This is a genomic window from Anabaena sp. CCY 9613 (assembly GCF_963920895.1).
In the GTDB taxonomy this organism is placed as follows: Bacteria; Cyanobacteriota; Cyanobacteriia; order Cyanobacteriales; family Nostocaceae; genus Cyanocohniella.
In genome coordinates, this window is record NZ_CAWUDE010000023.1 from 30,093 (window position 1) to 42,959 (window position 12,867).

Sequence of the window (12,867 nt, forward strand, 5' to 3'; positions counted from 1 at the left end):
AAAATCATACGTGGTTGGTTACGTAAGTCCTGACAATAAGCAATATTGATATCTCCCCATCTCTGCTATATCAATTCAAAGTCAACCCACCTTGATAGCCAGTCACAAGCCGGCTACCATCCTTGAAGATGTGGACTTCTATCTGGTCACTGGCCCAAGTGATTTGGTCAGCTAAGTCGGGGTTAAAGACATTCACCTGTTGATTACTCGAAGATACAGGTGAATTGGGAGAATTAATCGCCAGAGACTCAACATAAGGCCCATCAATCAAAATATCTAGTTGTGCTAATAAGGCTTGGGAATCTGGCGGCGCCGATTTTGACTGTAATTGCTTCAGGGTAAACCCAGTGAAAGACATGACATTTAACCCAGCCGCTTTGAGTTTACTAGCCAGAGATGCTAGTGCAGTGGCTTGCCAAAAAGGTTCTCCACCAGAAAATGTCACGCCTTGATTGCGAGGTTTGCTGAGAATTTTTGCGGCCAGAGTTTCCACAGAAATCAGTTGGTTGGCTTCAAATGACCAAGAATCAGGATTAAAACAGCCAGGACATTCACGCGGACAACCTTGTACCCAAATGACAGCACGACAACCAGGGCCATTAACTTCTGACTCATCAACGTAACCCATGATGTTCAGATAGCCAGAAGGAATTTCTATGAGTGCTGGTGATGGTTCTGTTGGCTTATGTTCCATCTGAATCCTTATGTTTAGATAGCAAATTAAACTAAATATTCCTGTGGGAATTGCTCAACGCCCACGAAAATATCCGGTCATTCAATTGTCGCTACAGTCTGTTTGACTGGCTGCAATTGATTTGACGAAATAGCATCGAGTTCAATAGCCACAATGTCTGCTAATGTCACAAAGGATGTGGTTAAGATGACATTAACAACCGTGCTATCGTCAGGGCATCCACTTGATTTACCAAAATTTTAAAGCCAAAATATAAGGAACTTGTGAAGATTGCCCTACTGGTCATATAAACCAGAAAAAAGGCGTAACTTTTGGTATCTGATGACGATAACTTTATAAATCAACTTCCCTCAAATAAGGAAATCATCAAAATATAGATAAATATTTAGATGTACGCTATATTTATGTAAAACTGATCAAAAAATAGTGCCATTTTTTTTGTTAAGTAGTAAATTTTATTTATATTAAATATTCAAATTATTTATTAAAAATAAATAATATACTAGCTAGTTCAATAAGTTAGCTTATGTTTCCATAAATTTAGTTAAAGTCACAAAAAATAAATTTAAAATTTGAGATAATAATGATTACTCAAAAAATTTTATTACTTGATAATAATTTAAAAGACTTTATTTTTTTATCTAGTACACTTGTGGGTCAAGGTTATCAAGTTAAAAGAGTCATTTTTGAAAAACAAATAATTAATAAAGCGTTAGAGCTATTACCAGATTTATTATTACTTGATAGTGTGACTTGTGATCATAGTTTATATAAAATTTGTCAATATTTAAAATCTGATGTCAGAACTCAACAAATTCCTATTATTTTGCTTCTTGATGCGGATAAATTGTCGGAAAGATTTAAATTATTTCAATTAGGTATTATTGATTATATTACTAAACCATTGTGTTATGAAGAGATTTTAGTACGGGTAAAAACTCAACTCATTGGTCAAAAAATACCAAGGGAAATTAATATAACTGACCTGCTTAGAAAAATTTTTCAAACAATTAATTCACCACAAAATACGCAATCAATTTTAGAGACGGTTACCATCCAAATAGGTGAAGCACTGGGTGTTAGTCGTGCCTTTATTTATATATATAAAAAAAACTTACCAAATCCTAAAATTTACACTTTGGGAGAATATTCAGAACCCGATTTAATTCCTCTGAGGCATTTTGATTTGTCTGTTCAGGGTAATCTGCACATTGAGCAAATATTATCGCAAGACCAAGCGATTGCGCGCAGTGCAGCGCCAAAGGCGATCGCCTGCAACGATATTGCTATGGAACCACGCTTAGAAAATTACCGGGATACATATGAGCAATTAGGTATCAAGTCCATATTGGCAGTACGCACTTCTTATCAAGGCCAACCTAATGGGCTGATTTGTTTGCATCAATGTAATACCAAACGCCAGTGGACACAAGCAGAAATTGAACTCATAGAGTCTATCGCCGCCCCCATAGGAATGGCTTTAGCACAAGCAAAACTGCCAAACCTAGAAGCACAATCTCTGCAAACCAATACAATTAAGTTGTGCAACTATAACCTAGTGTTAACGCAACTTGCAAAAAACCAAGTCCTGTATCAAGGCGACTTGCAAGCGGTTTTTCGGCAAATCACAGCCGCAGGTGCCAAAAATATAGGTGTGGAACGAGCGAGTATTTGGCTGTATGACGAAACAGCTACTCAGATTCAATGTTTTATTTTATTTGAAAAAAGTCGCAATCAACACCACTCCAGCGAAGGATTTTGCTTATTAGCGACAGACTATCCCGCTTATTTTCAAGCTTTACAACAAGAAGAATTGATTGCCGCAGATGATGCCCATACTGATCCACGAACCAAAGAATTTTCTCAGTCTTACTTAATGCCATTGAATATTACTTCTATGTTGGATACACCTATCCGATTGGCTGGAAAAACCGTAGGAGTTTTATGTTTAGAGGCAGTGGGAGTTATTCATCAATGGACTTTAGAAGACGAAAACTTTGCTCGTTCCCTAGGTAATTTAATTTCTTTGGCATTAGAAGCACGGGAACGCCAACGCGCAGAAGCAGCCCGGCGGGCTTCAGAAAAAAAGTTAGCATCAGCTTTTAGATCATCTCCTGATCCTATTTTTCTTTTAACTTTCCCAGAAATACGCTATGTCGAAATTAACAATAGTTTTTCTCAGCTTTTTGGTTATTCTCGTTCTCAAGTTATTGGTTATAGCCACAGAGAACTAAATATTTGGATAAATCCTGGAGAATGTGCTTTTATTAACCAAGTTCTGCAACAAACAAAAGCTATTCGTAACCATGAAATAGACTTTTGCACTGCTAATGGAGAAATCAAGACGGCATTATTCAGTGCAGAAATTATTGAGATTGATGGGCAAGAATACTTGCTAGGAACTGCTAAAGATATTACAGAGCGCAAGCAAGCAGAAAATGAAAGTCGATTGCTACTGTTAACATCTCAAGCAATTACTCGCGCCGTTGACGTAGATAATGCTTTAAAAGTAGTTTTACGTTTAATTTGTCATACTATTGGCTGGGATTTTAGTGAAGCCTGGATACCCAGTGAAGATGGGACGGCGTTAAATCATAGCTTAGTTTGGTATGCAGACGAAGACAGCTTAGGAGAATTTTATCGCCAAAGCCAAAACGCGCAATTTCCCCCCGGTGTCGGACTACCAGGACGTGTGTGGCAGGCTAGCCAACCAGAATGGATAGAAGATGTTTCTCATGTCATGGAACCGACTTTTTTGCGATCGCCACAAGCTGCAAAGGCTGGATTAAAAGCTGGTTTTGGCGTGCCTATTTTAGCTGGTAGAGAAGTCTTGGCTATTTTAGTATTTTTTAAACGCAGTGCAATGGCATTAGATAAGCGTTTACTGTTACTGGTGGGTGCTGTGGCCGCCCAATTAGGGGGATTGATTCAGCGCAAAACCTTAGAACGAGAATTAGCACTTAGAGAAGCCCACCTCAATGCTTTTTTTAGTAGCGCTCCAGTCTACATGAATATTGTCGATAAGCAATTGCGGTTTGTGCAAATCAACCAATTGCTGGCAGATATTAACGGAAAACCTGCACACGACCATATTGGCAAGACTATCGATGAGATATTACCCGAAGTTGCACCCTTGGTAAAACCATTATATGAACAGGTGCTATTGACTGGTCAACCAATTCTCCATCGAGAAATTAGTACTGCATTACCCCAGCAACCAGATATTGTGCGCCACTTCCTCATGTCTATTTTTCCCATTGTCGATGAAGATGATTGCCCCTCTAGTGTGGGTACAGTCATGGTAGAAATTAGCAATCTCAAACAAGCGGAATTAGCTTTACAAGAAGGTAGACAACGCTATCAAACATTGGCAGAAGCCTCTCCTGTGGGCATATACCATGCTGATGCTTCAGGTAATTGTTTTTATTTTAATCGGCGCTGGTGTGAAATTACTGGGGTATCTTACCCAGATGCGTTGGGACAAGGCTGGGCAAAAGCCTTACATCCAGATGATGTTCAGCGCGTATATAGCACCTGGAATCAAGCAAGAGCAACTAAATCTCTGTATAAATGCGAGCATCGCTTCTTACGCCCTGATGGTGGAGTTGTCTGGGTAATTTGTCAAGCAGTACCAGAACTGAATGTAAATCAAGAAGCTATTGGCTATGTGGGCACAATTACAGATATTACCGACAGAAAACTAGCAGAAGAAGCCTTGCGCGAAAGTGCTGAACGAGAAAAAGCTATCGCTCAAGTAATTCAAAGAATGCGCCAAACCCTCGATTTAGAGACTATATTTACCGCCACAACCCAAGAATTACGACAAGTGCTAAACTGCGATCGCGTGGTTGTTTATCGTTTCCATCCTGATTGGAGTGGTGAGTTTGTTTCAGAATCGGTGAGTAACGCCTGGATTTCACTCATAGAAGCACAAAAAAATCATCCTCATCTCACAGACTTTGCTTTAGAAAATGATAGTTGCATTTCCAAAATTTTGGGTATGCAAAGTACTGATTTGAAAATAAACAACAGCAGTATTTATAGCCAAGATGCTAGTTTTTGCTGTGTCTCAGACATCTATAAAACCGGATTTGACCCTTGTTACATTAATTTATTGGAGCATTTTCAAGCACAAGCTTATATTATCGTCCCTATTTTTTGCGGTAATCAACTTTGGGGATTATTAGCAAGTTATCAAAATTCCGGCCCGCGTCAGTGGAAATCTGAAGAAATCAATGTTGTAGTGCAAATTGGCAATCAGTTAGGAGTGGCTTTGCAACAGGCACAATTACTGGCACAAACACAAAGCCAGTCACAAGCATTGCAAGCATCTGTGATAGCTGCGGATGCCGCCAACCGTGCCAAAAGTGAATTTCTCGCCAATATGAGTCATGAACTGCGGACTCCACTAAATGCCATTCTAGGCTTTACCCAAGTCATGAACCATGACACATCTTTATCTAGAGAACAACATCAAAACTTAGCCATCATCAATCGTGCTGGAGAACATCTGCTGAACTTAATCAACGACATCCTAGAAATGTCGAAAATTGAAGCAGGTAGAACCACATTAAATGATGGTTGTTTTGATTTAATACATCTGTTAAAAAACCTAGAAGAAATGTTGCGTTTTCGTGCTGTTTCTAAAGGCTTAGAACTGATATTTGAACATGCTGCCGATATTCCTCAATATGTGCAAACCGATGAAAGCAAATTGCGTCAAGTCTTACTCAATCTCTTAGGTAATGCGATCAAATTTACCAGTAGTGGGAGTGTGATTTTGCGGGTGTGGGGAGATGGGAAAACTCAGTCCCCAGCCCTCAGTTCCCCTGCTGCTTCTGTCCAATTTCTCAACTTTGAGGTAATAGACACTGGTGCTGGTATTTCTCCAGAAGAACTTGATATGCTGTTTGCAGCTTTTGGACAAACTGAAACAGGGAGAAAATCACAGCAGGGTACAGGATTGGGTTTGGCAATTAGTCGCAAATATGTCCAACTCATGGGAGGTGATATTAGCGTTAGCAGCACCTTGGGGAGAGGTAGCACATTTACTTTTAATATTCAGATTGCTTTAGCTTTGTCTGAGGAAATTCCCCCACAAACAATTCAACGCCAAGTCGTTGGTTTAGCGCCAGAACAGCCAGAATATCGAATTTTGGTAGTTGATGATGTGATGGAAAGTCGTTTGGTGATTGTGAAACTGCTGACAGCCATTGGTTTCGTGGTGCGAGAAGCCAAAAATGGTGAAGAAGCGATCGCTCAATGGATAGAATGGCAACCACACCTGATTTTCATGGATATGCGAATGCCTGTGATGGATGGTTATGAAGCCACAAAAGTTATTAAAAATAGAAATATTGGGCATGATCAAGAAAATTTGCCTTCTATTGAGACAATTATTATTGCCTTAACTGCTCATGCTTTCACGGAACAAAAAGAGGCAATCATGACAGCAGGTTGTGATGATTTACTGAATAAGCCTTTCCGCGAGGAACAAGTACTAGAAAAAATCAGCCAATATCTGGGAGTTAAGTATATTTATCAAGCCGATAGTAATCTACTCTTGGGAGGTAGTCTCCAGGCTTCCGAAAATGCTGTAACAAATGATGATTTACTGCCTTTGATATCGCAAATGTCACCTGAATGGGTAGCACAAATATATAATGCTGCGGCTCAATGTAGTGACGATTTAATTATCCAATTAATGGAGCAAATTCCTAGAGAAAATAGTTTACTCAACCAATATTTGACAGATTTAGCTCATAACTTCCAGTTTGAAAAAATCATGGAAATTATGAATTTAGTCGATATGAATTAATTTCTAGAAAACCTTTCTCTAAATCTCTCTCTTCGCAGGAGAGAGACTTTGAATTAAATTCAGAAGTAACGACGGGAAGCAAAACTTGAGATGGGAAAGTATCTCCACACCTAATTGTGATGGTCATGATTTGAGCATTCATTAAATCTTGGTGATTCATAACTGCGCCATTACCTGAGTTCATGGCATAGGCTGGAAAACACGCTGCACTCAAACTTAAACGCCAAGCACTTCCTTGAGCAATTCGCGCACATGTCGCTTGTAGTTGAATTTGTATAGGTATGTGTGGTGTTCCTTGTTGGCAACGGATATAACCTTGGGTCAAATTGTATACGCGCCCATCAGGATACACTTGTGACAACACTGCACACAAATCATAGCTGGGTTGGTCAGCACTGCTGAATATTTCTACTACTACATTCCCGGCTAAATGCAAATCTTGATCCAGGGGCGCACTAGTATAGGTTAAAACATCCGCACGGGAATCAACAGGTGATCGCTCAAATACACCAGCTGGTATTGCTGCATGTCCACCCACAGCAGGAACAGGTCGCCAGGGGTCATGCACCAGCACATCAAATGAATCGGGGATAGGCGCTTGGGGATTGGCAATGAGGGTACCCGAATCTTCGCGGATGCTAGCCAGTCCGGTAGTTGACAAAAAATAAGATTTCTGATTATCTGTCGGTAAATTGGGAAAACTGCGCCAAATATTACTTCCCATTTCAAACAGACAAACAGGTTGTTCTTGTAGTAAACCTGTATCTACATCTTTGAGAAACTGATCAAACCAGCGAATTTGCATTTGATCTACAGGACTCGTTGCCTTAATACCAAAGTCCATGTCACCAACTTTACGCCCCCAAGGTAAATGCGCCCAAGGGCCAACTAACAAATGTTGGGGTGTGGTACTACGAGCTGTAATATCTTTATATAAATTCAGAGTTCCTCGCAGATAAGTATCAAACCATCCCCCAATATGAAACATAGGCAAATCGACATTTTGTAAGTGAACTTTAGGCGAAAGTTCTTGCCAATATGCATCTTTTGGGAAGTGTTGCAGCCAATGATGATAAAAAGATTCTGGAGCGAGTTGCTGAAGAATTTCTGGATTATACAAAGGTAGATTTTGGGCAGCTGCTAATAAAGCTGTATAAGCTGTTTTATCTTTTCGTAATCGGGCGGTTTCTGTAGCTAATTGTATTGCCCAAGCCAGGTTAGTTTGTAAACAGAATGCACCTCCTTCATAAGCCCAATCTGCATACAAATCATAGCCAATCATGGCCGGGCAAATTGCTGTTAAGGCTGGTGGTTTAGCGGCTGCGGCATAAAGTTGAGTCATTCCCTGATAGGAAAAGCCATACATCCCGACTTTGCCATTGCTACCTGGTAAATTTGCTACCCAATCAACAGTATCTTCACCGTCGGCGATTTCATGGGCAAATAACCTAAATTCACCTTGGGAAGAACCTCGTCCCCGCACATCTTGAATAACGACAATGTAACCGTGGGCAGCATACCAAGTAGGATGAGCATAAACAACCGTAGAGGCGATCGCTCGTCCATAAGGTTGTCGCATTAACAAGATGGGAAATTTACCCTCTGCATCGGGGCGGTAGATATCTGCATCTAAGCGTACTCCATCACGGGTGTACATAGAGACAGTTTCTTTGGCAAGGACGTTTATTTTGCCTGTTTCCCCTGTTCCCATCACTGTAAACAACTAATCGCTATTAACAACCCTCTAGCTTTATTCAAAGTCTCTTCGTATTCTTTTTCCGGTTCAGAATCAGCCACTAAACCTGCACCAGCTTGTACCGTAACGGTATTATCATGCAATACCATTGTGCGAATGGCGATCGCACTATTTAATTGTCCTTCAAAATCGTAATAACCATAAACACCAGAATAAACACCCCGGCGGCTCGGTTCTAATTCGTGGATAATTTCCATGGCCCGAATTTTGGGTGCGCCGCTAACTGTACCCGCCGGAAAGCAAGCTTTGAGTAAATCCCAAGCAGTTTTATCGGGTGTTAATTTACCCACCACATTACTGACAATGTGCATCACATGGGAATAACGTTCAATCACCATTAATTCATCAACTTTGACGCTACCGCTTTGACAAACCCGCCCTAAATCGTTACGTCCTAAATCAACCAACATCACATGTTCGGCAGTTTCTTTGGGATCTTGCAGTAAATCCTCCGCTAAGGCTGCATCTTCCTTGGTGGTTTTACCTCTAGGACGTGTCCCTGCAATGGGGCGGACTGTGGCGATGATCCCATTATCTGGATCGCGTTCGGCTTTAACCATGACTTCCGGACTAGAACCAATAATTTGCCAATCCTGAAAGTTAAAGAAAGCCATGTAAGGCGAAGGATTTATTTGACGCAGGGAGCGATAAAGGGCAAAGGGGTCACCTGTGTATTCTGTGGAGAGTTGCTGAGAAATTACCACTTGGAAGATATCACCAGCTTTGATGTATTCTTTGGCCTTTTCGACGCTAGTGCAAAATTCTGGGCGAGTGAAATTACTGGTGTAGTCCTCTACTCCTCCTAAATTTGTGCTACCTGGAGGAGTCCAATCTAAGATAGTTTTTTGTGGTGATAGCGGTAAAGATAATTTACACAACATTTGCGTCACGCGATCGCACGCTTGGTCATAAGCTGCTGGCAAATTTACTTCTGGATCACGTAAATCAGCATAGGCGATCGCCCAAATTTTTCGCTTTACCTGGTCAAAAATTAACAAATGGTCTACCTGCATCCACAATCCGTCGGGGATATTACGCTCATCTTGTGGATGAATAGGCACACGTGGTTCTATCCAGCGAATTAATTCATAGCCCCAAAAACCAAACAATCCCCCAATTCCTGGCGGTAGTTGTGGTAAATTCACTGGCTTATAAGGTGCCAAGCAATCAGCTAAGGCTGTAAAAGGGTCACCGGCAAACACCACTTGCGAACCATCACGATGTGTTTGGGTTGTCAGTTCACCCCTTGCTTCCAAAGTCCATACTGGATCACAACCCAGCAAACTATAACGTCCGATTTTTTCCCCGCCTTCCACTGATTCCAACAAAAAGCTATAGGGCTGACCCGCGCAAACCTTATACCAAGCAGAAACAGGCGTATCTAGGTCAGCTACCCATTCTTGATACACCGGAACGAAATTGCCTTGTAACGCTAGTTGAGAAAAACCAGAAAAATCAGGGAACATCATCAATCTATTAGGGAATGGGGATTGGGGAATGAGGGAGATTTAGACGCAATAGCGGCTTCCCGAAGGGTGGGGAATGGGGAAGACAGGGGAAAAAACTTTCTAGCCTCTAGTCCCTAGCCTCAGCGCCTCTAGCCCCCAGTCCCCAATCACCAGTACCTAAACTCTAAGCATCGTGAGTAGCTTTACCACTGAACTTGAGTTGTGCGGGACTGGGGTTTTCCCCAATGCTGCGCGGTACATAACGGACTTTTTCGCGGCCTGCGTTAACTTTTTCTGGGAAGACACCATCAGCCGGGTGAATGAAAGTGGTTTCTCCAGAGGGTAGAATCCGGTAAATTTTGTAATCTGTGATTTTGAATTTCCGGAGTTGACCGCCCAAAGCGATGCCATACTCTTTACGAGATAGGTATAGCAGGTTTTCGCCTTTCCGCATAGTAGCAGCGCCACCTGTAGGCATTTCAAAAACTTGCTCTTTCGGGCTAGTCCAAGTGATAGCGTACTTTTCTTCTTCTTCTGCTTTTTTCAGCAAGCCACCTGTACTACCACCAAAAAGCGGGGTTTGTCCAGAAAGTTTTTCTGCCATAAAAAAGTAGTCTCTCAACGGTTTTTACGGCATCCTAACACCGCTAACCCCATCATATTGCGATCGCGTTATAGACTGTAACAGTTTTTAGTCATTGAAGAAGGGGATTGATCGAAAGAGGCAGGGTGCAGGGGGGAGAGACGGGGGAAGAAACTTGTGTACCCCGAGCCTTTTCCTCTTGGTGACCAACTAGAAACTTAGATGGCATCTGCACTCGTAATTACGAACTACGAATTACGAATTAATATTACTTACTCTTGACTTTTGTCCGTTTTTCCTCATTGCTCATTTGGGCAATGGGAATAGTGAAATGAAACTGACTACCCTGGTCTTTACCAGCTGACTTGGCCCAGATGTCACCACCCCAGCCATTGACTATTTGGCGGCAAATTGCCAATCCTAGTCCGGTACCGCCAGCTGTACGCCGTAGCGCTCCTTCTTCTTGATAGAAGCGGTCAAAAACAATTTCTAGACGATTAGTTTCGATTCCACGTCCTGTGTCAGCAACTATCACTTCAACCATTTGATTGCGATTTTGGGCGGCTGTAATCGTGATTTTTCCTGGAGATGGTGTGAATTTACAGGCGTTATCTATCAATTTTGCTAAGACTTCCACCAACCAATCTCCATCAGCTCTTACCAAAGGCAGAGTTTGGGCAATTTTAGTTTTTATTTGCGGTATTTCTGCTGTTGAAGAACGCGTACGCAGTCGGCTGAGGGCTAGATCAACACATTCTTGCAAGGTGAGGGATTCTGGATGCCATTCTACTCTGCCGCTTTCTAGGTTTGACAGGGTGAGGAAATCTTGGACTAATTTCCGCATCCGTTCGGAGTCAGACAGTGCCGTACTCAGCATTACCTGCTGCAATTCTAAAGGCATATCTGGTTCACTGGCGAGACTTTCCAAGCACACTTGAATTGTTGATAGGGGTGTGCGGAGTTCGTGTCCGGTGATGGCTATCAGGTTGCTGCGGGTGCGATCGAGGGCTTCTAGCTGTTGATTGAGGTCTTCTAAATTGGCGTAAGCTTCTGCTTGAATTAAAGCTGCTCCCATTTGGGTGGCGATCGCCTCTACTAAATCCAGTTCTCCTGGTTGCCATTCGTGGGGTGGTAAGCTGCAATAGTGCAATTCCACGATGCCCAACAATCGTCCTTGAAATAATACTGGTTCGATTAACCAAGAACGAATGGCGAATTTCTTGGCGATCAAGGACAGCGGAGCGGAATTAGTCACGCGAGCATCAGTTTGTGTATCAGCGACACAGACGCCTTCACCTTTTTGTACTACTTCCTGAAATAACAGATTGTTATCTAGTTCCCAGGTTTGCCCACTAATCGATAATATGCCGGGCATCAAAAACTCGTGTTTAATTTGAGCTTGAGTATCTGTAGCTTGGGCGCGGTAAATTAAACAGCGACTCGCCCCTAAGTGCTGTCCTAGTTCTTGGGCGGCGATTTGTAGTACTTCGTGGGGATCAAGCGATCGCCTAATTGCTGTACTAATAAAATTGACTAAGCGTTCTTTACGTGCTTGAGCAGTAATGGAACGATAAGCTTTATGCAGTTTGTATTGGCTAGCTTGTAGATAAGTCACTAAGCGCTGTACAAACGGGTCAGTATCAATGTCACAAGCAAATTCAGTTAGTTGTGCTGTCTGGGAGTAGTTTCTGCTTCCCCCGATGCCAAACCTCTGGCGTGCTGTTTGAATTTTTTTTGCTAGGTCTGGTCTATAAATTAAAACCCTGTCTAATAGCAGTTGGGCTGCTTTAATGCTGACTCCTCGCTCTGATGTCCAAATTCCTTCAAACCTCCGAGCAGTGTCCATGTCTAGACCAGGGATGGAATCTGGTTGCTGCTTATTTTTGGCAATGGAGCCTAAGCTTTCCCGGCACACGAGGCAGGTAGCATAGTTATCAGCAATGACTACCAAATGCCACTCTTGACTGAGGGCATCTTCAGGCTCAAAGGCTATGCGTTCGTAATATTCCGAACTATTGGTGAAATCGGTTTCTGGTGCGGATAAAACGTATATTTGATTACTACGTAAAGCTAATCGTTGATAGCGATGAGCCTCTTGGCGATAGTATCGCTCTCTTTGGAAGCTAGCAATTACTAAGGGCTGGTCTAAAGTCGCCGCCAAAACCTGATCTTCCATCGCGTGGGAGAGGGCCGTAAGTGAAGCTTTGAAATATAGCTGGGGCCGCAGGTAGGGTATGGACTGTAGCAGATCACTCAGCACGGAAGTCGAAATGCTCATGAATATCGTTAAAGAAGCCCAATCTGGACAAAATTCGCGTCACAGCTGCATTGTACAAATTACAACAGAGTCTCATGTGCAGCAAAGAGGGGGAATATGTAAAGAATTCTAAACACCGCTTTCCACCAAGGTGGTGGCAAAACTGGAAAAATTTCCCAGTCTAAAGTGATAATGGCAGTACATTCATTAGTGGCACCCTGGTGTGCTGTAGCGTAACGCTAGAAACGTTTTGCCTTTCACCCAAGTTTTTTTATCCATTTGCTGGCATCGTGAGGTTTCAATAATAGGCT

At 42.2% G+C, this 12,867-nt stretch carries 6 protein-coding genes; 1 reads left to right on the plus strand and 5 read right to left on the minus strand.

The window, feature by feature from the left end; translation table 11 throughout:
* Window positions 1-70: 70 nt before the first annotated feature.
* The gene (locus ACM0OT_RS21245; RefSeq protein WP_414566383.1) at window positions 71-694 is read right to left on the minus strand and encodes a 4Fe-4S single cluster domain-containing protein; all 624 of its coding nucleotides are present in this window, start codon (window positions 692-694) and stop codon (window positions 71-73) included.
* A gap of 583 nt (window positions 695-1,277) precedes the next feature.
* On the opposite strand from ACM0OT_RS21245, the gene ACM0OT_RS21250 reads away from it, so the two are divergent.
* Window positions 1,278-6,512 carry a GAF domain-containing protein gene (locus ACM0OT_RS21250; protein WP_414566384.1) on the plus strand — a complete coding sequence of 1,745 codons (5,235 nt, stop codon included), beginning with the start codon at window positions 1,278-1,280 and terminating at the stop codon, window positions 6,510-6,512.
* On the opposite strand, the gene ACM0OT_RS21255 is transcribed toward ACM0OT_RS21250, so the two are convergent.
* The 4 genes from ACM0OT_RS21255 to ACM0OT_RS21270 all read right to left on the minus strand — a co-directional run bounded on the left by ACM0OT_RS21255 (window position 6,487) and on the right by ACM0OT_RS21270 (window position 12,577).
* Window positions 6,487-8,169 carry a CocE/NonD family hydrolase gene (locus ACM0OT_RS21255; RefSeq protein ID WP_414566408.1) on the minus strand — a complete coding sequence of 561 codons (1,683 nt, stop codon included), beginning with the start codon at window positions 8,167-8,169 and terminating at the stop codon, window positions 6,487-6,489. The two genes, ACM0OT_RS21250 and ACM0OT_RS21255, sit on opposite strands and share 26 nt — an antisense overlap.
* Window positions 8,170-8,222: 53 nt before the next feature.
* Window positions 8,223-9,737 carry an anthranilate synthase component I gene (trpE, locus tag ACM0OT_RS21260; protein ID WP_414566385.1) on the minus strand — a complete coding sequence of 505 codons (1,515 nt, stop codon included), beginning with the start codon at window positions 9,735-9,737 and terminating at the stop codon, window positions 8,223-8,225.
* Window positions 9,738-9,900: 163 nt separating this feature from the next.
* Window positions 9,901-10,320: a photosystem I reaction center subunit II PsaD gene (locus tag ACM0OT_RS21265; RefSeq protein ID WP_414543296.1), complete on the minus strand. Its 420-nt coding sequence runs from the start codon at window positions 10,318-10,320 to the stop codon at window positions 9,901-9,903.
* A 247-nt stretch (window positions 10,321-10,567) separates the two neighbouring features.
* Window positions 10,568-12,577 (minus strand): DICT sensory domain-containing protein, encoded by a 2,010-nt coding sequence (locus tag ACM0OT_RS21270; protein ID WP_414566386.1) that lies wholly within the window; start codon window positions 12,575-12,577, stop codon window positions 10,568-10,570.
* Window positions 12,578-12,867: the final 290 nt, after the last annotated feature.

What these genes read in the sequence shown, in the direction of transcription:
- ACM0OT_RS21255 (WP_414566408.1), bottom strand. Translation starts at nt 8,169, where the DNA reads ATGTACACCCGTGATGGAGTACGCTTAGATGCAGATATCTACCGCCCC.
- ACM0OT_RS21270 (WP_414566386.1), bottom strand. Translation starts at nt 12,577, where the DNA reads ATGAGCATTTCGACTTCCGTGCTGAGTGATCTGCTACAGTCCATACCC.
- ACM0OT_RS21245 (WP_414566383.1), bottom strand. Translation starts at nt 694, where the DNA reads ATGGAACATAAGCCAACAGAACCATCACCAGCACTCATAGAAATTCCT.
- ACM0OT_RS21250 (WP_414566384.1), top strand. Translation starts at nt 1,278, where the DNA reads ATGATTACTCAAAAAATTTTATTACTTGATAATAATTTAAAAGACTTT.
- trpE (WP_414566385.1), bottom strand. Translation starts at nt 9,737, where the DNA reads ATGATGTTCCCTGATTTTTCTGGTTTTTCTCAACTAGCGTTACAAGGC.
- ACM0OT_RS21265 (WP_414543296.1), bottom strand. Translation starts at nt 10,320, where the DNA reads ATGGCAGAAAAACTTTCTGGACAAACCCCGCTTTTTGGTGGTAGTACA.